10 protein-coding genes are annotated in these 23,139 nt (G+C 61.2%); 6 read left to right on the forward strand and 4 right to left on the reverse strand.

Going from position 1 to position 23,139, the window contains the following annotated elements; genetic code table 11:
• Nucleotides 1–48 precede the first annotated feature (48 nt).
• Complete coding sequence (locus ACA074_RS18800; protein ID WP_497677572.1) at nucleotides 49–13,047, reverse strand: non-ribosomal peptide synthetase; 12,999 nt, start codon at nucleotides 13,045–13,047, stop codon at nucleotides 49–51.
• A 369-nt stretch (nucleotides 13,048–13,416) separates the two neighbouring features.
• On the opposite strand from ACA074_RS18800, the gene ACA074_RS18805 reads away from it, so the two are divergent.
• A complete protein-coding gene (locus tag ACA074_RS18805; RefSeq protein ID WP_064120208.1) occupies nucleotides 13,417–13,971 on the forward strand; it encodes an RNA polymerase factor sigma-70 in 555 nt (184 codons plus the stop codon).
• A gap of 100 nt (nucleotides 13,972–14,071) precedes the next feature.
• Here the strand turns inward: ACA074_RS18805 and ACA074_RS18810 are convergent, their stop codons facing one another.
• From ACA074_RS18810 to ACA074_RS18820, 3 genes are all read right to left on the reverse strand, one after another.
• A complete protein-coding gene (locus ACA074_RS18810) occupies nucleotides 14,072–15,085 on the reverse strand; it encodes a GNAT family N-acetyltransferase (protein ID WP_497677573.1) in 1,014 nt (337 codons plus the stop codon).
• Between the two features lie 86 nt (nucleotides 15,086–15,171).
• Nucleotides 15,172–15,969 carry a substrate-binding periplasmic protein gene (locus ACA074_RS18815; RefSeq protein WP_187679537.1) on the reverse strand — a complete coding sequence of 266 codons (798 nt, stop codon included), beginning with the start codon at nucleotides 15,967–15,969 and terminating at the stop codon, nucleotides 15,172–15,174.
• Nucleotides 15,970–16,061: 92 nt separating this feature from the next.
• Nucleotides 16,062–16,685: a TetR/AcrR family transcriptional regulator gene (locus ACA074_RS18820; RefSeq protein ID WP_187679538.1), complete on the reverse strand. Its 624-nt coding sequence runs from the start codon at nucleotides 16,683–16,685 to the stop codon at nucleotides 16,062–16,064.
• Nucleotides 16,686–16,869: 184 nt separating this feature from the next.
• Here ACA074_RS18820 and ACA074_RS18825 point away from each other — a divergent pair, with 184 nt between their 5' ends.
• The 5 genes from ACA074_RS18825 to ACA074_RS18845 are packed head-to-tail and all read left to right on the forward strand — an operon-like array spanning nucleotide 16,870 to nucleotide 23,138.
• Nucleotides 16,870–18,654, forward strand: coding sequence for an acyclic terpene utilization AtuA family protein (locus ACA074_RS18825; protein ID WP_489879107.1), 1,785 nt, complete (start codon nucleotides 16,870–16,872; stop codon nucleotides 18,652–18,654).
• A 12-nt stretch (nucleotides 18,655–18,666) separates the two neighbouring features.
• Complete coding sequence (locus ACA074_RS18830) at nucleotides 18,667–19,536, forward strand: SDR family oxidoreductase (protein WP_187679540.1); 870 nt, start codon at nucleotides 18,667–18,669, stop codon at nucleotides 19,534–19,536.
• A gap of 3 nt (nucleotides 19,537–19,539) precedes the next feature.
• A complete protein-coding gene (gene atuC, locus ACA074_RS18835) occupies nucleotides 19,540–21,156 on the forward strand; it encodes a geranyl-CoA carboxylase subunit beta (RefSeq protein WP_497677574.1) in 1,617 nt (538 codons plus the stop codon).
• A 30-nt stretch (nucleotides 21,157–21,186) separates the two neighbouring features.
• Nucleotides 21,187–22,344, forward strand: a complete 1,158-nt coding sequence (gene atuD / locus ACA074_RS18840) for a citronellyl-CoA dehydrogenase (RefSeq protein WP_497677575.1) — start codon at nucleotides 21,187–21,189, stop codon at nucleotides 22,342–22,344.
• Nucleotides 22,341–23,138 (forward strand): enoyl-CoA hydratase/isomerase family protein, encoded by a 798-nt coding sequence (locus ACA074_RS18845; protein WP_497677576.1) that lies wholly within the window; start codon nucleotides 22,341–22,343, stop codon nucleotides 23,136–23,138. The genes atuD and ACA074_RS18845 overlap by 4 nt, the downstream gene beginning before the upstream one ends.
• The last annotated feature ends 1 nt before the right edge of the window (nucleotide 23,139 follow it).

Here is a 23,139-nt window from a genome sequence, read left to right on the forward strand (position 1 = left end):
AATTTTGTTGAACTCACTAACGCCATCGCTGACAAGGGCGCTAGAGAATCATAGACCTTCGAGCTCCGCCATCAGGTCATTCAAGCGATCCACCTTCTCCTCGGTGATATCACTCGCCGCCAGCCCATCGATGTACTCGGCCAGTTCCGCCACCGTGCTGCATTCGAACATCGCCCGCAGCGGTACGTCGCGTTGCAGGGTTTTTTGCACCCGCGAAGCAATCTGCGTCGCCAGCAACGAATGGCCGCCCAGTTCGAAAAAGTTGTCGCGCACGCCGACCTTGTCGACCTTCAGCACTTCGGCCCAGATATCCGCCAGGGTCTGCTCCAGTTCGTTACGCGGGGCCAGGTAATCCTGGCTCTGCAACTGGCCGATCTCCAGCGCCGGCAAGGCTTTGCGATCGAGTTTGCCGTTGGCGTTGAGCGGCAGTTGCTCCAGCCACAACCAGTGCAGCGGCACCATGTATTCCGGTAGTTCGGCACGCAGGCGCTGTTTGATTCGCTCCAGACGTTCACTCGGATTGACCGCCGAACCCGCAGCAACCAGATACCCGACCAAGTGCTTGCCGTTTACGCCTTCCTGCACGCCAACCGCCGCATCACGGACTTCCGGCTGTTCGTGCAGACGCGCTTCGATTTCACCCAGCTCGATGCGGTAGCCGCGGATCTTCACTTGATGATCGACCCGGCCAACATATTCCAGCACGCCATCGCTACGACGTCGCGCCAGGTCACCCGTGCGATACAGACGCTCACCCGGCGCGCCGAACGGGTTCGGCACAAATACTGGTGCAGTACGCAGCGGATCGCTGACATACCCGCGACCGACGCCGGTGCCCGCCACACACAACTCACCCACCGCACCCAACGGCACCAGTTCCAGCGCGCCATCAAGCAGGTACAGCAAGTTGTTGTCGGTCGGTGTACCGATCGGCAAGTAACTGCCGCGAGTCGAGGCCAGGTCGACGCGGAAGAACGCCACGTCATCGGAACATTCCGCCGGGCCATAAGCGTTGACCAGGCCGATCTGCGGGTAACGCAACAGCCACTGATGCGCCAACTCGGGCGGCATCGCTTCACCGGTCGGCAGCATCCAGCGCAAGCCGTCGAGGCTCAGGCGATCCGAGGCGAGCATGCCTTGAATCAGCGAAGGCACGCTCTCCAGCACGGTGATGCCCTGTTCCTGCACATGCACCAGCAAACCTTGCGGATCGTGGGCGATGGTGTTCGGCACGATGTCGACCCGCGCACCAAACAGCGGCGCGGCGAGGAATTGCCAGACCGAAATGTCGAAGCTTTGCGATGCGGTCTGCGCGATGACGTCAGCGTCAGTCAGATGCAGATAGGGCACCTTGCTCAACTGGTTGTTAAGCATGCCGCGCTGCTCGACCATCACACCTTTCGGCAAGCCGGTGGAACCCGAGGTATAGATCACATAGGCCAGATTGTCCGGGCCACTGTGGATACCTGGGTTTACCAAGGATGTCGCGGCTGCTTGCACCTCTTCCCAGACCAGCAGACGTGGGCGATTGGCGCAGCTGAATTCATCCAGCAAAGTCTGCGCTTGCGCGCGGCACACCTCGCTGCACACCAGCACTGGCGTGCGGCTCAGCTCGATGATCCGTTGCAGGCGCTGACTCGGCAGGCCCGGGTCCAGCGGCAGGTAACCGGCACCCGCCTTGAAGCTGCCGATGATCATGCCCAACAGATCAAGGTTACGTTCGGCCAGCAACGCCACCGGTTGATCCATCTGCACCCCGGCCGCAACCAGTGCATGACCGAGACGGTTGGCGTTGTGGTTCAGCGCCTCGAAACTCAATTGCTGATCGAGGCAACTGGCAGCAATCCGCTGTGGATGCTGCGCGACCTGCGCTTCGAACAGCGAAACATAGCTCTGCTCCAGCGGATAGTCATGGGCGCTCTGGTTGCAACCGTGCAGCAGAAAGTCCTGTTCCTCAGCGCCGAGCAGCGGCAGATCGGCCATGTCGCCATGGAAGCCATCGACCAATGCCAGCAGCAGACGTTTGAATTCACCGAGCATCCGCTCGATCGTCGACTCGTCGAAGTAACGCTGGTCATACGACAGATGCAGGCCGAGGTCATCGCCCGGGTAGCACACCGCCGTCAACGGGAAGTTGGTGTGGGTGCGGCCCGAGTCCGAAGTCGCGTTAAGACTCTGCGCGCGATCCAGCACGGAAACTTCCACCGGGGCGTTTTCGAAGACGAACAGGCTGTCGAACAGCGGCTGGCCTTTCGGCAGTTCGCTCTGTTCCTGAATGCTCACCAGCGGCAGGTATTCGTACTCGCGCAGCTGCATGTTGCTGTCGAGCAAACCGCTCAACCACTGACGCACACTGGCGCGCTGATCGTCCGCCGGGATCTGCACCCGCAGCGCAATGCTGTTGATGAACAGGCCGACAGTGCGCTGCATCTCGGGCATTTCCACCGGACGCCCGGCCACGGTTACACCGAACAGCACGTCACGATCACCGCTCATGCGCCGCAGCACCAGTGCCCACGCCGCTTGGGCGAAGGTGTTGATGGTCAGTTGATGGGCCTGGGCGAGCTCGCGCAGACGGGCACCGTCCTCGACGTTGAGTCGGGTGTAGCGGTCGCCGACGACCATCCCGCCGCTTTCGCCGGCATGTTCACGCAGGAACGGACGGTCGCTCGGGATCGGCGTGGTGCGTTCAAAACCTCGCAGGTTCTGCTGCCACCATTGGCGCGCCTCGGCCAGGCTCTGGCGTTGCAGCCAGCCGATGTAATCGCGGTAACGCGGCGGCACGCTCAACTGGGCTTCGCGACCTTCACCAAGGGCGGTGTAGATTTCGAAGAAGTCATTCATCAGCAACGAACGGCACCAGGCATCGATGAGGATGTGGTGGTTGCTCATCATGAACCAGTAGCGCGCCGCCCCGACCTTGATCAGGCGCAGGTGGAAAGGTGCCTGATTGAGCAGATCGAACCCGGCCTCACGCTCGCTTTTCAGCAGTGCTTGCAGCTTTGGCTCTTGATCGGCATCGCTGATCGCGCTCCAGTCGAGGTACTTGATCGGCGTGCGGCCCGGGGTGTGAATCACTTGCAGCATGTCTTCGCCGACGTTCCAGCAGAACGATGCACGCAGCGCCTCATGACGGGCGATCACCGCTTGCCACGCCTGAGCGAAACGCTCGGGATCAAGTTCACTGTTGATGCGGTAGCGATCCTGCATGTAGTACAGACCGGTGCCCGGTTCGAGCAAGGTGTGCAGCAGCATGCCCTCCTGCATCGGCGTCAGCGGATAAACGTCTTCGATGTGCGTGGCCGGCACTGGCAAGGCATCGAGTTGCGCCTGGGTCAGTCTGGCCAGCGGGAAGTCCGAAGGCGTCAGGCCACCGGCCTCGTCTTGCAGGCAATGGCTGATCAGACTTTGCAGTTCGGCGAGGTAGGCGTCGGCCAGATCATTGATGGTCTGCGCGTCGTAACGCTCAGCGCTGAAGGTCCAGCGCAGCAGCAATTCACCGCCATAGACCTGACTGTCGACGCTCAACTCGTTCGGCAACGGTGCCTGCGGATCGTGGGCCGCGCCGACCGGCTCATCCAGCGGACGGAACAGCGCATCGCTGCCGAAGCTCTGGTCGAACTGGCCGAGGTAGTTGAAGGTGATCGGTGCGTTCGGCAGCGCCGACATGCTGCGCTGGCTGAAATCATCGGCCAGATAACGCAGCACGCCATAACCCAGACCTTTATGCGGCACCGCGCGCAGTTGCTCCTTGATCGCCTTGATCGAAGCGCCCTGTCCGGCGGCCTCTTCGATGTTGTGCGGGGTCAGGCGCAGCGGATACGCGCTGGTGAACCAGCCAACGGTGCGGGTCAGATCGATGTCGTCGAACAGGGTTTCGCGACCGTGACCTTCGAGTTTAATCAGCGCCGATTCTTGGCCGCTCCAGCGGCACATCACGCGGGCCAGGGCGGTCAGCAACAGATCGTTGACCTGGGTGCGATAAGCGCTTGGCGCCTGTTGCAGCAGTTGTTTGGTGTGTTCTGCATCCAGACGCACGCTGACCGTTTGAGCGTGGCGATTCTGCTGGCCGCCCTGTGGATTTTCGCATGGCAGATCAGCGTTCGGGCCCGCCAGTTGGGTTTGCCACCAGTTGAGTTCTTCACGCAGGGATTCGCTGCCGGCGTAAGCCTGCAAGCGTGCAGCCCAATCCTTGAAGGCGCTGGTTTTCGCCGGCAACTTGACTGACTGATTGGCGTCCAGCTGGCGATACACGGTTTGCAGATCGTCGAGCAAAACGCGCCACGACACACCGTCGACCACCAAGTGATGGATAGCGATGAACAGGCGCTGCTGACCCTCCGGGCCATCGACCAGCAAGGCGCGCAGAAGCGGGCCGTTTTCCAGATCGAGACTGCGCTGGGCATCGGCGAACAATGCCTCACACTTGTCCATCGAGGACACTCGCACTTGCCACAGCACTGCCGCATCCGACACCGGTTGGTGCGTCGCTTGCCACGCGCCGTTGGCCTCGGTGAAGCACAGACGCAAGGCGTCATGCTGCTCGATCACTGCCAGCAGCGCCTGCTCCAGACGGTGCGGTTCCAGCGTAACGGTCGGCTCCAGCAGCAACGCCTGGTTCCAGTGTTGACGCTGAGGAATATCAGTATCAAAGAACCAGTGCTGAATCGGCGTCAGACGTGATTCACCGGCGACCAAACCTTGTTCGGCCGTCACCTGCTCGCCCCGACTCGCCACAGCGGCGAGAGTCTGCACGGTCTGATGCTGGAACAGGTCACGCGGGCTGAAATGAATGCCCTGCTGGCGCGCTCGGCTGACCACTTGAATCGACAGAATCGAGTCGCCGCCCAGTTCGAAGAAGTTGTCGTTGAGCCCGACCTGTTCGACGTTAAGTACTTCGCACCAGATCTGCGCCAGGGTTTGTTCGAGCTCGTTGCTCGGTGCCACATAATCCTGACGATTGAGCTCCGGGTCCGGCGCCGGCAAGGCGCGGCGGTCGAGTTTGCCGTTGGCGGTCAGCGGCATGCTAGCCAGCAGGATCAGGTGCGCCGGCACCATGTAATCCGGCAATTGCGTCTTGAGGTGCGACTTGAGGGCTTCGCGCAATTCGGCCTGTTTGGGTTCGCTTTGCTCTGCGATCTCGGTGACGAGGTAGCCAACCAGTTGCTTGCCGCTCGGCGCATCCACTGCCAGCACCACCGCTTCGCGGATCGAATCGTGATCGAGCAGGCGGGTTTCGATTTCGCCCAACTCAATACGGAAACCACGGATTTTCACCTGATGGTCGATCCGGCCCAGGTACTCGACCAGACCGTCGGCGCGCTGGCGCACCAGATCGCCGGTGCGGTACATGCGACCGCCATCGACGGCAAACGGATCAGCGACAAAACGCTCGGCTGTGATGCCCGGACGATCATGGTAAGCCTGCGCCAGACCGGCGCCGCCGACGAACAGTTCGCCGGTCGCACCTTGCGGCACCAGTGCCAGATCGGCGTCGAGGATGTACGCAACACGCGCACCGATCACGCTGCCGATCGGCACACTGCCGGCGCCCTCCTCCAACAAATCCGGGGCCAGACTGGCCAGTGGCATGACCACGGTTTCGGTCGGGCCGTAGGCGTTGAAGAACAGGCTCGGTTTGAACGCTGCGCGAATCCGTTGCAGGTGTTCGCCGGTCAATGCTTCGCCGCCGGTGATGATCATCCGCACCGGGAGGACTTCGTTTTGCGTCGCCAGGAATTGCGCCAACTGGCTGCCGTAGCTCGGGGTGAAACCCAGCACGTTGATGCGATGGATGCGAATCAGCCCGCAGATCTCTTCGGCGTCCCACTGACCTTGCGCACGCAACACAACTTGCGCGCCACTCAGCAGCGGCACCAGCAGACGCTCGGTGGCGGCATCGAAGTTGATCGAATAGAAGTGCAGCTCGCAGTCGTCCGGGCGCATGCCGAAGCGTTCGATCACGGCTTGGCAGTGCATGGCGATTTCACCGTGGGAGACCACCACACCTTTCGGCTTTCCGGTCGAGCCCGAGGTGTAAATCAGGTAGGCCTGATGCTGCGGCAGGCTGATAAAGGGCAGCTCCGTGGCCGGGTAATCCGCTAGTGCCGCGCTGTCATCTTCCTGGCTCCAGCGCGCCACACTCGGCGGCAAATCGCCAAGCGCTTTGAACATCGCACGGTCGCTGAGCAGCAGACCGATGCGGCTGTCTTCGATCATGTAGTGCAGACGGTCGAGCGGGTATTCCGGGTCCAGCGGAACGTAGGCGCCGCCGGCCTTGAGTATCGCCAGCAGGCCGATGACCATTTCCAGCGAACGCTCCAGCGCCAGACCGACCCGCACTTGCGGCCCAACCCCACGCTCACGTAGCGCCCAGGCCAGACGATTGGCGCGGGCGTCGAGTTCGGCGTAGCTCAGGGTCTGGCCGGCGAAGGTCAGGGCCGGCGCGTCTTTGCGCACCAGGGCCTGCTCGGCGAACAGGTGATGGATGCACTGATCGAGACGATGCTCACCCGGCTCGATGCCAAGGCTGTCGAGCAGGTGCTGCTGCTCAGGTTTGTCGAGCAGCGGCAGTTCGCTAAGGCGCTGTTGCGGATCGGCGATCAGCGCTTCCAGCAAATTGCGCCAATGCTTGGCCATGCGCGCGATGGTCGGTTCGTCGAACAGATCGGTGCTGTACGTCAGGCAGCACCCGAGGCGATGGTCGAGGTCGGTGACTTCCAGGTTGAGGTCGAACTTGGTCGCCCGCGCATCGTTGGCCAGGTATTCGACGGTCATGCCGGCAAGCATGCGGCTCTGCTGGAACTCCCAGCGCTGCACATTGCACATCACTTGGAACAGCGGGTTGTACGCGGCGCTGCGCGGTGGCTGCAAAGCCTCGACCAGATGATCGAACGGCAGATCCTGATGGGACTGGCCTTCGATCACGGTGTGACGAACCTGCTCGAACAACTCGCCGACCGACATCTGGCCGTCGAGTTGGCAGCGCAACACCTGGGTGTTGAGGAACGCACCGATCAGCCCTTCGCTTTCCGGGCGGATGCGGTTGGCCACCGGCGCGCCGATACGCAGATCGTTCTGGCCGCTGTAGCGGTAAAGCAGCGTGGCGAGCGCGGCGGTCATGGTCATGAACAGGGTCAGACCGTTTTGCGCATTGAAGGCACGGACGCGGGCGGCGAGGTCGTCGCTCAGGTCGAAACGGAACAGTTCACCCTGATGGCTTTGCACCGGCGGACGCGGACGGTCGCCCGGCAGTTCCAGCAGCGGATGTTCGCGCCCCAGTTGCGCGGTCCAGTAGTCGAGCTGACGCTGACGTTCGCCGGACTCAAGCCAGTTACGCTGCCAGACGCTGTAGTCGAGGTACTGCACCGGCAGCGGCTCCAGCGGCGAATCACGGTCATCGACAAAGGCTTCGTACAGCGCGCTGAGTTCGCGGGCAAAGATGTCCATCGCCCAGCCTTCGGTGACGATGTGGTGCAGGGTCAGAACAAAGTAATGCTCTTGCGCGGCGGTTTTCACCAGACAGGCACGCAGCAGCGGACCGGTTTCCAGATCGAACGGCTGGTGCGCTTCCTCGTCAGCCAGTTGCTGGACGTTTTGCTCACGGACATCAGCCGCGAGTTTCGAAAAATCCTTCCAGTCCATGCGCACGCCAGTCTCGGCATGCACGCGCTGACGAGCAACACCATCGACGCTCGGGAACGTGGTGCGCAGGGTTTCGTGACGCAGGATCAGCGCTTGCAACGCTGCCTCGAAACGCTCGACATGCAATACGCCGCGCAGGCGCGCCATGCCGCCAACGTTGTACGCCGGGCTGTCCGGTTCCATCTGCCAGAGGAACCACATGCGCTGTTGCGAATAGGACAACGGTACCGGTTGGCTGCGGTCGACTTTTTCAATTGGCGGCTGTTTGTTGGTGCGGCCGCTGGCCTGGATCAGACGGATCTGTTCAGCGAAATCACCGAGTTCGCTGTGTTCAAACAGCGCTCGTAACGGCAACTCGACGTCGCAGGCCTGACGGCTACGCGAGATGATTTGCGTGGCCAGCAGCGAGTGACCGCCGAGGGCAAAGAAATCGTCGCGCAGGCCGACTTGCGCCAGACCCAGCACTTCACGCCAGATCGCGGCGATCTGTTGCTCAAGTTCAGTGACCGGCTCGACGTGTTCGCGCACTTGCCATTGCGGCTCAGGCAAGGCACGACGGTCGAGTTTGCCGCTCGGGCTGAGGGGCATTTCGTCAAGGCGCATCAGTTGCGCCGGGACCATATATTCCGGCAGTTCAGCGGCCAGAGCGGTTTTCAGGCGAGTGATCTGCGCGTCCTGATCTTCGCTGGCGTCGGTGGCGGTGAAGTAGCCGATCAGTTGTGCGCCAGCGGCGGTTTCGCGTACCAGCACCACGGCTTGGGCGACGCCGTTTTGAGCGAGCAACCGCGCTTCGATTTCTTCCGGTTCGACACGAAAGCCGCGCAGCTTGACCTGTTGATCGAGACGGCCGAGGTATTCGATGACGCCGTCGGTTGCCCAGCGTGCACGGTCGCCGGTACGGTACAGACGCGCGCCCTGTTCACCCAATGGATCGACAACGAAACGTTCGGCAGTCAGCGCCGGGCGGCCGAGGTAACCACGGGCCAGGCCGATGCCGCTGATGCACAGTTCACCGGGTACGCCGGCCGGCATGGGGTTGAGGTCGGCGTCGAGAATGCGGCACACCACGTTGCCCAGCGGTCGGCCAATCGGCGAGCGTTCGCCATCGGCCGTTGTGCAATGCCAGTGAGTGACGTTGATCGCGGTTTCGGTCGGGCCATATCGGTTGTGCAGTTGCACCGCTGGCAGTTGCGCCAGTACGCGGTTACGCAACTCCGCCGGCAAGGCTTCGCCGCCAGAGAAGACACGGCGCAGGCTGGTGCATTCAGCGCTGAGCGGCTCGTCGACGAATAACGAAAGCAGCGGCGGCACAAAATGCAGCGTGGTCACGCCGTATTGCTGAACAAGCTGAGCAATGCGATGCGGATCACGGTGTTCGCCCGGGCCGGCAATCAGCAGACGTGCACCGGTGATCAGCGGCCAGAAGCATTCCCACACCGACACGTCGAAACTGATCGGCGCTTTCTGCATCAGCACGTCGGTTTCGTTGAGGCGATAGGTGTTCTGCATCCATTGCAGACGTTCGGCCAGTGCCGCGTGCGTGTTGCCGACGCCTTTCGGCTGGCCAGTGGAGCCGGAGGTGTAAATCACATAGGCGAGGTTGTCGCCATGCAGGTGCAAAACCGGTGCCTGGCTCGGCCAGTTTTCCAGGTGCAACGCGTCCATGGCGATAACGCTGACGCCTTCGCTGGCCGGCAAGCGGTCAAGCAATTCGGTCTGGGTCAACAGCAGTTCGACGCCGCTGTCGTTGAGCATGTAGGCCAGGCGATCAGCCGGATAATCAGGGTCCAGCGGCACGTAGGCGCCGCCGGCCTTGATGATTGCCAGCAGGCCAATCAGCAGTTGCGGCGAACGCTCGGCAGCGATGGCCACGCAGACATCCGGGCCGACGCCTTTGTCGCGCAGGTAATGCGCCAGGCGGTTGGCTTGAACATGCAGTTCGGCGAAATCGAGGCTGCCACCGTCCCAGACCAGCGCAGTGCGTTCCGGGGTCAGGCGCACTTGTTCATTGAGCAGCTCCGGCAGCCATTGTTGCGCCGGGGCGCACGGGGCGATGCTCCAGTCTTTTTGCTGATCGTGTTCAGTGGCGGTCAGCAGTTGTAGATCGCCAATGGCCTGCTGTGGACGCTCGCAGACGTCGCGCAACAGATTGCTGAAGTGTTCGGCCAGACGCTCGATCGTCTGCGCATCGAACAGTTCGTTGGCGTAGTCGAAGGACAGCGTCAGGCGACCGTTACGGTCTTCCTCGCTGTGCAGTTGCAGATCGAACTTGGCCTCGCGGCTGTGCCACGGCAATTCTTCGGCGAGCAGGCCCGGCAGGCGCTTGAGCGCACTCAGGTCGCGCTGCTGGTGGTTGAACATGACTTGGAACAGACCTTGTTCGCGGGCCTGCGGGAAAGCTTCGAGCAGTTGTTCGAATGGCAGATCCTGATTCGCTTGTGCCCCGAGTGCAGCCTGACGGGTTTGCGCCAGCAACTCGATAAAGGACAGCCGCGAATCGACGTCAGCGCGCAGCACTTGGGTGTTGATGAAGAAGCCGATCAGGCCTTGGGTTTCCAGGCGCGGACGGTTGGCATTGGGCACACCGATGCGGATATCACGCTGCCCACTGTAGCGATGCAGCAGGCTCTGGAACGCCGATAGCAAGAGCATGAACGGCGTGGCATCGTTCGCTTGGGCAGTCTGTCGGATCGCTTCGCTGAGGCTGACGCCCAAGCGCACGCTGTGTCGTGCCGCGCTGTGAACCTGCAAGGCGGAACGCGGATGATCGGTGGCCAGTTCCAGCGTCGGATGCTCATTCCCCAATTGCGCTTTCCAATACGCCAGTTGCCGCTCGCCCTCGCCTTGCGCCAGCCATTGGCGCTGCCAGCTGCCGTAGTCGGCGTATTGAGTTGGCAACGGTGCGAGTTCGGCACGTTGCCCTTGGGAAGCGCAGGCGTACAGACGCGAGAACTCATCGATCAACACGTTCAGCGACCAGCCGTCAGCGATGATGTGATGCAGCGTCACCAGCAGTTGGTGATCTTCATCGTCGAGGCGGATCAGCGTCACCCACAGCAGCGGGCCTTTTTCCAGATCGAACTGGGTACGCGCTTCGTCCTCACGGATCTGCCGGGCACGGGCCTCACGCTCATGGGCTGGCAGGTCGCTGATGTCGATCAGTTGCAGATTGAATTCAGCTGTCGCGTCGACCTGTTGCAGCGCCACACCGTCGCGTTCGAAGAAGCGTGTACGGAGGGATTCGTGGCGGTCGATCAGTTGCTGGAAACTGGTGCGCAAGGCGTCTTCGTCCAGTTCGCCGCGCAAACGCAGGGCTCCGGGAATGTTGTAGGCGCTGCTCTGCGGATCGAGCTGCCAAGTGATCCACAGACGGTTCTGCGCCAGCGATTGAGGCATCGGCTCAGTGCGCGACAGGGCAGTGATTTCGCCCTGAGCGCTGCCGCCGTCCTGTTGCTGTTGCGCCACCGCAGCGGCGAACGCGGACAGGGTCGGGGCTTCGAAGAGCAGGCGCAGATTCAGTTCAAGACCCAGCTCTTCGCGGACGCGGGCGATCACTTGCGTGGCGGCGATCGAGTTGCCGCCGAGCAGGAAGAAGTGATCGTCGGCGTTGACCTGTTTGACGTTCAGCTGTTCGGCCCAGATTTTGCCGATCAGGGTTTCGAGTTCGGAGGCTGATGCCGTCGCATCCTGGGTTTCGGAAGTGGTCGACGGGAACACTGCGTAGCTGTCGAGGCTGCCGTCGGCCAGACGATTGCGGCAGGCCGAACGTTGCAGTTTGCCGCTGGAAGTCTTGGGCAGCGCGCCCGGATTGAGCAGCACCACCACACTCGGAGCTTCTTGATATGCCTCTGCCACCGCTTGGCGGATGGCTTTGATCAATGCGTCCGGCAGCAGGATTTTCTGCACGCTGCGGCTGATTTCCGCGGCGATACCGATTCCCTCCTCGCCGTCCTGAGTAACCGTAAACGCGGCGACACGGCCCTTGCGCACCACCTCCACTTCGTTTTCGACAGTCTTCTCGATGTCCTGCGGATACAGGTTGTGCCCGCGCACGATCAGCATGTCCTTTAAACGACCGGTGATGAACAACTCACCCTCGCGGATGAAGCCCAAGTCGCCCGTGCGTAGCCAGGTGCGGCCGGCGTGCTGGACGAAGGTCTTGGCACTGGCCTCGGGGTTGCGCCAGTAACCATGAGCGATGCTCGGCCCGGCAGCCCAGACTTCGCCAACGGCGTTGTCGGCCAGTTCTACCAGGCTGTTCGGTTCGACGATCAGCACCGCGTGCTCCGGCTGGCTGACGCCGCAACTCATGATCGGGCTGCCATCGCCAGGCTCGGCGCGGTTTTGCGCCAGCGCCTGATCATCCACGCGCAGCGCGGGAATACCGGTGCCACGCGGGGTGCCGGCAACGAACAGCGTCGCTTCGGCCAGACCGTAGGAGGCCATGAAACTGTCTTCGCTGAAACCGCAGGTCACGAACTTCTCGGCGAAGCGCTCAAGGGTGTCGAGACGGATCGGCTCAGAGCCGGAATAGGCCACACGCCAACGGCTCAGGTCGAGACGCTCCAGCGCCGATTCACTGACCCGCTCGCTGCACAAACGGTAGGCGAAATCCGGTCCGCCGCTGATGGTGCCGCCGTATTGGCTGATCGCCTCAAGCCAGCGCAATGGCCGTCCAAGAAAGTACGCCGGCGACATCAGGATGCACGGTACGCCGCTGAAAATCGGTTGCAGTAATCCGCCGATCAAACCCATGTCGTGGTACAGCGGCAGCCAACTGACGATGACGTCGTCCGGGTTCACATCGATGCCGAAACCGTGACGGATCAGCAACTCGTTGGCGACCAGGTTGCCATGGCTGACCTGCACGCCTTTGGGCAATGCAGTAGAGCCAGAGGTGTATTGCAGAAAGGCGATGTGGTCTGTCGGCAGATCGGGTTCGACCCAACGATCAGCCAATGCGCTGTCGAGGGTATCGACGCACAACAGCGGCGGCGCACCTTCGATCTGTTGCAGCGCTTCACGCAGGTCGGCGCTGGTCAGCAGCAGGCGCGGCTCGGCGTCGGCGATGATCGACAGCAGACGCTCCTGGTGATGACGGCGGGCGGACTCCGGCGGATAGGCCGGCACCGCGATCACGCCCGCATACAGGCAACCGAAGAATGCCGCGACGTAATCCGGACCGCTGGGAAACAACAGCACCGCGCGATCACCAAATTCGGCCTCGGCCTGCAACGCGGCAGCAATGGTGCGCGCGCGCTGATCCAGTTCGCGATAGCTGAGCACCACAGCCTGCTCTTCGTTTTCAGCGAGAAAACGCAAGGCCAGTCGATCCGGCGTCAGGGCCGCGCGGCGCTTGAGGGCTTGGACCAGGGTGCTGGGGAGTTCGAACGCGTCGGTCATGAGGTTTCCTGCCTGAATTCGGCTTGCTAGTGGAATCGGGTTGCTGCGTCACGCCCTTCGAGGGCATGCAGGACGCGGTCTACGCCGACCGCGCAAGGCATGGGAATGCTGTCTGGCCGGGACTCTTTATCCGGAACCATTCACCAATGAGAACGGATGACGTCTTGAAATAATTAGTCGGCAGGCTGGATCGTCAATGGGGCCGGGGTGCGGCGGCGTGTCGCAGTTCTCAGATCGCAATAATTCAGAGCATTACTTCTCTTTCTCATTTGACAATCATTATCATTCAACATAATTTGTCGCTCGATGTGTAGGGCGCCCCTCCTCTCCCCGGCGTCCCACGAACCAATTGGCAGCAAGGTGATTTCCATGACGGAACAAGTATCCACAAGCAGGTGCGATTCACCGCTACTCCAGGCTTTTGTCGACAACCGACTGATTCTGGTCAAAATTGCAGCGCGCATTACTGGCTGCCGCTCGCGTGCCGAGGATGTCGTGCAGGATGCGTTTTTCCGACTGCAATCAGCACCACCGATCACGTCGTCGATCAAGGCTCAACTGAGTTATCTGTTCCAGATCGTGCGCAACCTCGCCATCGATCACTACCGCAAACAGGCGCTGGAGCAGAAGTATTCCGGCCCTGAAGAGGAAGGGCTGAACGTGGTCATTCAAGGTGCTTCGCCGGAAACCTCGCACATCAACTTCTCGACCCTGGAAAACATTGCCGATGCGCTGACCGAGCTGCCCAGCCGCACTCGCTATGCATTCGAGATGTACCGCCTGCACGGCGTGCCGCAAAAGGACATCGCCAAGGAACTCGGCGTCTCGCCGACCCTGGTCAACTTCATGATTCGTGATGCTCTGGTGCACTGCCGCAAGGTGTCGGGCAGTCGTCGGGATGCGGTGGCTGTGGGTCGTCGCTGAAACCGAGTTGTCCGCACAAAAAAGATCGCAGCCTTCGGCAACTTCTACAGGGTTAACGCGATACCCGTGCAGGAGTTGCCGAAGGCTGCGATCTTTTGCTTCAAGCCAACTTGCAGCGATCAAAAAACCGCTCACGCCCCAGGATCATCAGCGCCGCGCGCTTGTGCGGGAAGTCGAACTCTTTCTCGCAATGGAAGCACTGATTCTGCATGTGGCCGATCATCTTCGCGTTGTCGGCACGCGGCTCGGCAACCACGCGCTGCGTGCGCGGGTCATCCAGAAACAGGTAGTGCACCAGCGCCGATAACCAACTCGCTACTTTGTGCGGACCGCGGTGATCCTCCTCCCCTACCAGCATGTGAATGCCACGGTCGTAGTTGTCGGCTTCGTAGAACGGTGCGATGCGATCTTCCTTGGCCCAATAGGCTTCGAAATAGGCAAACGGCTGATCATCGAAACAGCCGATCAAGGTCAGCGCATGCGGATCGGCGTCGAGTTTGCTCAGGTACTCGCGATGCTTTTCAATGCTGCCCTCTTCCTGCCAGAAACTGGCCACCCGCGGACTGTTCTGCCAGCGATTGAAACGCGGCAGATCCTCTTCGATCTCTACCGTACGCAGGGAAATCCACGCTCCCAGGCGTGCATCAAAACGCCGGTAAACCTCACCGCGCGGCTTCAATGGTCGCAACGGATGGCGCTTGCCAGCGCTGATGACCATCTGCTGCGGATAGCTGCCAGTGAGCGACGCGCCGAGCCAAGGTTGCGGCAGTTGCCAGAACAGCGTGCGCTCGCAGCGGTATTCACCGGGCACATCGGTGTTTACCAACAAACCGCTGAGCAAGGCCTCGGTCGGTGGCTGATCGAGTTGCCAGGTCAATTGCTGGCACTCCGGGTGCCGCGCAAACAGCCAGTAACAGGCAGCCCACAGCGCCTGGCCAGGCGGCAGGGCAAAACGCTCATCGATCTGGATCGGCCCTTTGGCCTCACGATCCAGTCGCAGGCGAATCAATGGTTGCCCATCCAGGCTCAGGCTCAGACGGCTTTCGGTTGCATCGGCTACCAATTGGCTGCCCGAAGGCAAGGCCAGGGCAGTCAGGTCATTCAGATTGGACATGGGTCGGGCTCACGATAATCGTCGACAGTTCAACGATGGGACGTGAGCCGAGCGGAGAAATTTAGGCTTGGGCAGCAATCAGTGCTTCAGTGATGGGGCACCGGCACCACCGCAATCCGGTACGGATCGAAGATTTTCAGCATCTCACCGTTGTCGCGCAAACCTTTCAGCAGTTTGCCGAACGCATCACCGGTTATTGGTGCGGTTGGACGAAGAATTGCGTAGTGGTGGTAGACCTGATCGATGCGCTGCGACACCAGCAACTCATCGCGCACCTTTTCGTTGCGCAGCAGGTAATCACTCAGATAGGAGCGGGTCACCAGCGCGATATCCGCGCGCCCGCGCAGCACCATCAACAGGTTGCTGTCGTGGGAATAGGTCAGTGTGGCCTTGAAGTTCTGCGCAAGGAATTTTGGATCAGCATTGAAGTTGGCGAACTCGTAGTGATAGCCACTGAACAGGGCCAGACGCTTGCCGGTGAGATCGGCAAAATAGCTCTCCTTGCGCCCCTCTTCCCGTTGTGCGACGAAAATTTCGGCGTCCTCCAGCCCCATGTCGACGTCGGTGTGGGGAATCTCCTTCCAGCCCCACTCCGGGTTTTCGAAGATCGCCATATCGATCCGGCCCTGCTTGAAATCACCGAAACGCCGGGGAATCGAAGTCGGTACCAGAACGAACTGATAGTCGCTTTGCAGGCGATTCAACGCCTCGACCAATTGTGGCAAGAGACCGGTGTCGGCACCGTTTTCCGGGCGAACGGTGTAGGGCGGAAAATGCGCCGCGCCCACCCGCACCAATTGCGCTGCCTGTGTGGGCATTACCCATATTGCAGCCAGCGCTGCGAGCAAAAACCCCGCGGCCGTCCGAATTGGCGAAGACTTCAAAACACCCCACTCCCCGAAAAAGTACCGATCAATGCATTCAAGCTAGGCGGTTTCGCCCAGTTAGCCAGTTTCCCGACCCGATAGAAAGTGCTTCAACGCTCTTCAAGAACCAGAATCAGCGCCTCATCGGCCAACTGATCCAGGCTCAAACTGCCGCCGGCACGGAACCAAGTGGTGGTCCAGGACAATGCACCAGTGAGGAAACGTCGGGTAATAAAGACGTCGCCGCGAATAAATCCGGCGTCCTTGGCCTCGCCCAGCACTTGCAGCCAGATGTCCTCATAAACATCGCGCAACGCGAGAACTTTGGCCTGGCCCTCTTCGGACAACGAGCGCCATTCGTAGACCAGCACCGCCATGGCTTCGCCGCTGCCGCCCATGATCGACTGCAATTCGCAGCGAATCAGCGCCAGCACCCGCTCGCGGACATTGCTCGCGTCGGCGAGCGCTGCGCGCATCAAGGCAGTGTTGTAACGGATGGTTTCTTCCATCACCGCGCGCAGGATTTCATCCTTGCTTTTGAAGTGATGAAAAATGCTCCCCGACTGAATGCCCACCGCGCCGGCCAGATCGCGCACGGTGGTGCGCTCATAGCCTTTGTTGCGGAACAGGTGAGCCGCCACTTGCAGCAATTTGCCACGGGCGCTGTCCGGGTCGGTCAACTGGCCGTCGTCGACCAGTTCGCGCATGACCCTCAGGGCTTTTTGCTCGTCCACCCGTTCTCTCCTACAGTCGATCAGTCTGTTGCCCCCTGAAACCGCAGGGTTGCGCGCAATTTAAGCCGCCGACGGCGACCAAGCAAGCGCTTGGGTAGAAGATAGTTTCAGTTGTTTACAAACCAAGCGCTTGCTTGGTAGCCTCCAGACACTTCTGTCGCAGGTTCCTGAGTCGGAGACAAAAATGCCCACAACCGTTCGCATCGGATGCGCCAGTGCCTTCTGGGGTGACACGTCAACCGCCGCCGCGCAGCTTGTGGCGGGAGGATGCCTGGATTACCTGGTGTTCGATTACCTGGCCGAAATCACCATGTCGATCATGGCCGGCGCACGCATGAAAGACCCGCAGGCCGGGTTCGCCGGTGACTTCGTCGACGTGCTGACGCCGCTGCTGCCACAGTTGGCCGAGCAGAAAATCCGCGTCATCAGCAATGCTGGCGGGGTCAACCCTCAGGCTTGCGCTACGGCGCTGCAAGCGGCGTGCGACAAGGCCGGCGTCGAACTGAAAATCGCCGTCCTGCTGGGCGATGACTTGCAACCGCAATTCAAACAACTCACCGGCATCAGCGAAATGTTCACCGGCGCCCCTCTGCCACCGATGTGCGTATCGACCAACGCCTACCTCGGTGCCCCTGGCATCGTCGAAGCCCTGCGACTGGGCGCCGATATCGTCATTACCGGCCGGGTAGTCGACAGCGCCGTGGTCAGCGCAGCGCTGGTGCATGAATTCGGCTGGTCGTGGCACGACTACGACAAACTCGCCCAGGCCGCGCTGGCCGGACACATCATCGAATGCGGCGCGCAATGCACCGGCGGCAACTTCACCGACTGGCGCGACGTGCCGGATTACGAGCACATCGGTTTCCCGATCGTAGAAGTCAGCGCCGACAGCCAATTCATCGTCAGCAAACCCGAAGGCTCCGGCGGACTGGTCACGCCGCTGACCGTTGGCGAGCAGATGCTTTATGAAATCGGTGATCCGCAGGCCTATCTGTTGCCCGATGTGGTCTGCGATTTCAGTCAGGTCAAACTTCAGCAACAAGGTAAAAACGCAGTGCATGTGCACGGCGCCAAAGGTCTGCCTGCCAGCGACAAATACAAAGTCAGCGCCACCTGGCCGGACGGCTTCCGCTGCACCGCCAGTTGCCTGATCGCCGGCATCGACGCGGTGGAAAAAGCACAACGCGTCAGCCAGGCGATCATCGACAAGACCGCCGAGATGTTCAGTCAACGAGGCTGGGCGCCTTATAGCGAAACCAACATTGAACTTCTGGGCAGCGAAGCCACTTACGGCCCCCACGGCCAGCGGCGCGACAGCCGCGAAGTGGTGATAAAAATTGCGGTGCGCCATCCGCACAAACAGGCGCTGATTGTGTTCTCCCGGGAAATCGCCCAGGCCGCGACCGGCATGGCCCCGGGGCTGACCGGCATCGTCGGCGGACGGCCGACGGTCTATCCGGTGATCCGGCTGTTTTCGTTCCTGATCGACAAAAGTGCCTGCGCGCTGCACGTCGAAATGGCCGGTGAAAAACACCCATGCGCCCTGCCCTCACTGACCGCACTCGACAGCCACGATCTGCCAATCGCCGATCAACCCCCCAAACCTCAAGGCCGCGCCGACGCCAGTGTTGCGCTGGTGAAACTGGCCGTGGCGCGTTCCGGTGACAAGGGCAACCACAGCAACATTGGCGTCCTGCCACGCCGGCCCGAATACCTGCCGTGGATCGCCGAAGCGTTGACCCCGGCGGTCATCGTCGACTGGATGAGCCATGTCCTCGACCCGATTCACGGTCGGGTCGAACGCTGGTATTTGCCCGGCACCCACAGCCTGAATTTTCTCCTGGAAAATGCCCTTGGCGGCGGTGGCGTGGCCAGTCTGCGCATCGATCCGCAAGGCAAAGCCTTCGCCCAGCAACTGTTGGAAATCCAGATCCCGGTGCCACAGAGCATCGCCGAGCAGTTCGACTAGAGGATTGTTTGCATGGCTTACGCGTCGATTTTCACAGCCGATCTGTTCAGCGGCCAAACCATCATCGTCACCGGTGGCGGCAGCGGCATCGGTCGCTGCACCGCCCATGAGCTCGCAGCCCTCGGCGCCAATGTGCTGCTGGTCGGGCGCAAGCCGGAAAAGCTGCAAAAGGTTGCTGCCGAGATCGCCGAGGACGGTGGTCGCGCGCACTGGAAAGCGTGCGATATCCGCGATGAAGAAGCCGTCAAACTGCTGGTCACCGAGTTGATCTCAGAACATGGGCCGATCCACGGACTGGTCAACAACGCCGGTGGCCAATACCCGTCGCCGCTGGCTTCTATCAATCAGAAAGGTTTCGAAACCGTGCTGCGCACCAATCTGGTCGGCGGTTTCCTGATGGCGCGGGAAGTGTTCAACCAGTCGATGAGCAAGCACGGCGGCAACATCGTCAACATGCTCGCCGACATGTGGGGCGGCATGCCCGGCATGGGCCATTCCGGCGCGGCACGGTCGGGCATGGACAACTTCACCAAGACCGCAGCGTTCGAGTGGGGTTATGCCGGGGTGCGAGTCAACGCGGTTGCGCCGGGCTGGATTGCGTCCAGCGGCATGGACACCTACGAAGGCGCGTTCAAAGCGGTGATCCCGACCCTGCGCGAACATGTGCCGCTCAAACGCATCGGCACCGAGTCGGAAGTCAGCGCGGCGATTGTGTTTCTGCTCAGTCCGGCAGCGGCATTCATCAGTGGCAGCACGCTGAAAATCGACGGCGCCGCCAGTCTCGGCAGTCGGGCATGGCCGTTGCACAAGGCGACTCACAGCGAGTCGTACAACGGTTTCCACCGGGCGTACCTTCCGGACGTACTCAAGGACAAGGAGTAAGCCATGGCGCAGATCCAGTCCCAACTCGATCCGCACAGCGAAGCATTCGCCCGCAACCGCGCGGTGATGCTTACGGCCATCGAGCAAGTGCAACAACTCGAACAGAACTTGCTGAACAAGGCCGCTGAAGCCAAGGCGAAATTCGACAAGCGCGGGCAATTGCTGCCGCGCGAACGCCTGAACCTGCTGCTCGACCCCGGCGCGCCGTTCCTCGAACTGGCCAGCCTCGCCGGTTACAAACTGCACGATGACAAGGACGGCAGCGCGGCCGGTGGCGGCCTGATTGCCGGCATCGGTTACGTGTCGGGCATTCGCGCGATGGTGGTAGCGAACAACAGCGCGATCAAGGGCGGGACGATCTCGCCCAGCGGCCTGAAAAAATCCCTGCGCCTGCAACAGATCGCCCAGGAAAACAAACTACCGGTGATCACCCTGGCCGAAAGCGGCGGCGCCAATCTCAATTACGCGGCGGAAATTTTCGTCGAAGGCGCGCGCAGCTTTGCCAATCAGGCGCGCATGTCGGCGATGGGCTTGCCGCAGATTACCGTGGTTCACGGTTCGGCCACGGCGGGTGGCGCTTATCAACCGGGGCTGTCGGATTACGTGGTGGTGGTGCGCGGCAAAGCCAAGCTGTTTCTCGCCGGCCCTCCGCTGCTCAAAGCGGCGACCGGTGAAGTGGCCACCGATGAAGAACTGGGCGGCGCCGAGATGCACGCGCAAATCGCCGGGACTGCCGAATACCTCGCCGAGAACGACGCCGACGGCGTGCGCCAGGTTCGCGAAATCCTGCGCATGTTGCCGTGGAACGAGCAACTGCCATGGCTTCCCGAACCGCAATACAAAGAGCCGCTCTACCCCATCGACGAACTGCTAGGGCTGATCCCGGACGATCCGAAAAAGCCCTACGACGTGCGCGAAATCATCGCGCGCATCGCCGATGAATCAGAGTTCCTCGAATTCAAGGGTGAGTTCGATCAGCAAACCATTTGCGGCCAGTTGAAAATCCAGGGCCGCGCCTGTGGCTTCATCGGCAACAACGGCCCGATCACCCCCAACGGCGCGAGCAAGGCTGCGCAGTTCATCCAGCTGTGCGACCAGAGCCAGACGCCGCTGCTGTTTTTCCACAACACTACCGGCTTCATGGTCGGTACCGAATCCGAGCAGCAAGGCGTTATCAAACACGGCTCGAAACTGATTCAAGCGGTGGCCAACGCACGGGTGCCTAAACTGACGATTGTCGTCGGCGGCTCCTACGGCGCCGGCAACTACGCGATGTGCGGACGCGGTCTCGATCCACGGTTCATCTTCGCCTGGCCCAACAGCCGTACGGCGGTGATGGGTGGCGCCCAGGCCGGCAAGGTGCTGCGCATCGTCACCGAAGCCAAACAGCTCAAGGACGGGCTGGTGCCCGATCCAAAAATGCTCGACATGCTCGAACAGGTCACCGCGCAGAAACTCGACAGCCAATCCACCGCGCTGTATGGCAGCGCCAACCTGTGGGACGACGGGCTGATCGATCCACGCGACACGCGCACCCTGCTCGGCTACCTGCTGGATATCTGTCACGAAGCGGACATTCGCGCACTGCAACCCAACAGCTTCGGCGTCAGCCGGTTCTGACCGCCACGGATCTTACGGAGAACAATAAAAATGATCTTCACCCCGGAACACGAAGCGCTGCGCCGCACCGTCCGCCAGTTCGTCGACCATGAGATCAATCCGCACGTCGAGGAATGGGAAAAGGCCGGACGCTTTCCGATCCACGGGATTTTCCGCAAGGCTGGCGAACTCGGTTTGCTAGGGATTTCCAAACCGGAAAAATTCGGCGGCATGGGCCTCGATTACAGCTATTCGATTGTCGCGGCCGAAGAGTTCGGCACCATTCACTGCGGCGGCATTCCGATGTCGATCGGCGTGCAGACCGACATGTGTACCCCGGCGCTGGCGCGCTTCGGCTCCGATGAACTGCGCGAAGAATTCCTCCGTCCGGCGATCACCGGCGAGCAGGTCGGCTGCATCGGAGTTTCCGAAGTCGGTGCCGGCTCTGACGTTGCCGGGCTCAAGACCAGCGCGCGCAAGGATGGCGACGACTACGTGATCAACGGCAGCAAAATGTGGATTACCAACTCGCCGAGCGCCGATTTCATCTGCCTGCTGGCCAACACTTCGGACGACAAGCCGCACATCAACAAGTCGCTGATCATGGTGCCGATGAACACGCCCGGGATCAGCCTCAGTTCGCATCTGGACAAGCTCGGCATGCGCAGTTCGGAAACCGCCCAAGTGTTTTTCGACGACGTGCGCGTGCCGCAGCGCAATCGCATCGGTCACGAAGGCGCAGGCTTCATGATGCAGATGCTGCAGTTTCAGGAGGAACGTCTGTTCGGTGCGGCGAACATGATCAAGGGCCTGGAATACTGCATCGACAGCACCATTGAGTATTGCAAGGAGCGCAAGACCTTCGGCAGTGCACTGATCGACAATCAGGTGATCCACTTCCGCCTCGCCGAACTGCAGACCGAAATCGAATGCCTGCGAGCGCTGGTCTATCAGGCCACCGAGCAGTACATCAAAGGCCAGGACGTCACCCGCCTCGCTTCGATGGCCAAGCTGAAGGCCGGGCGCCTTGGTCGCGAAGTCAGCGACAGTTGCCTGCAATATTGGGGCGGCATGGGTTTCATGTGGGACAACCCGGTGGCCCGCGCCTATCGCGATGTGCGACTGGTGTCGATTGGCGGCGGCGCCGACGAAATCATGCTGGGGATCATCTGCAAACTGATGGGTATTTTGCCGGGGAAAAAGAAATGAGCACCCTGCCCGCTTGCCATACGCTGCTGCTGGAGCTGCACGGCGGCGTACTGCACATCACCCTCAATCGCCCGGACAGCCGCAATGCGATGAGCCTGCAGATGGTCACCGAATTGCGCGCCGTGTTCGCGGCCGTTCACGATGACCGGACTGTTCGGGCCCTGGTGCTCAGCGGCAGCGGCGGACATTTCTGTGCCGGTGGCGACATCAAGGACATGGCCAGTGCCCGCGCCCAAGGAGCCGACGCTTACCGTGATTTGAACCGGACGTTCGGCGCGCTGCTCGAAGAAGCTCAGCACGCGCCGCAAGTGCTGATCTGCGTATTGCAAGGCGCGGTCATGGGCGGCGGATTCGGTCTTGCCTGCGTAAGCGACATCGCAATTGTCGACCACAAAGCGCAGTTCGGCTTACCGGAAACCAGCCTCGGCCTGTTGCCGGCGCAGATCGCCCCGTTTGTGGTGCAACGCATCGGCCTGACTGAAACCAGACGACTGGCCCTCACCGCTGCGCGTTTCGACGGCCATCAGGCTCGGCGGTTGGGGCTGGTGCATTTTGTCGAGCAGGATGCACAAGCGTTGGCCGAGCGGTTGGATGAGGTGCTGCAACATGTTTTGTGCTGTGCACCAGAGGCGAATGCCATGACCAAACAACTGCTGCTGGCCAGTGCCGGGCAGCCATCAAGTGAGCTGCTGGATGAGGCGGCGCAGTGGTTCAGCGAAGCGGTGACGGGTGCCGAGGGAATCGAAGGAACCATGGCGTTCATGCAAAAACGCAAACCCGGGTGGGCCACCTGAC

This window comes from Pseudomonas sp. LBUM1655, from assembly GCF_059716085.1.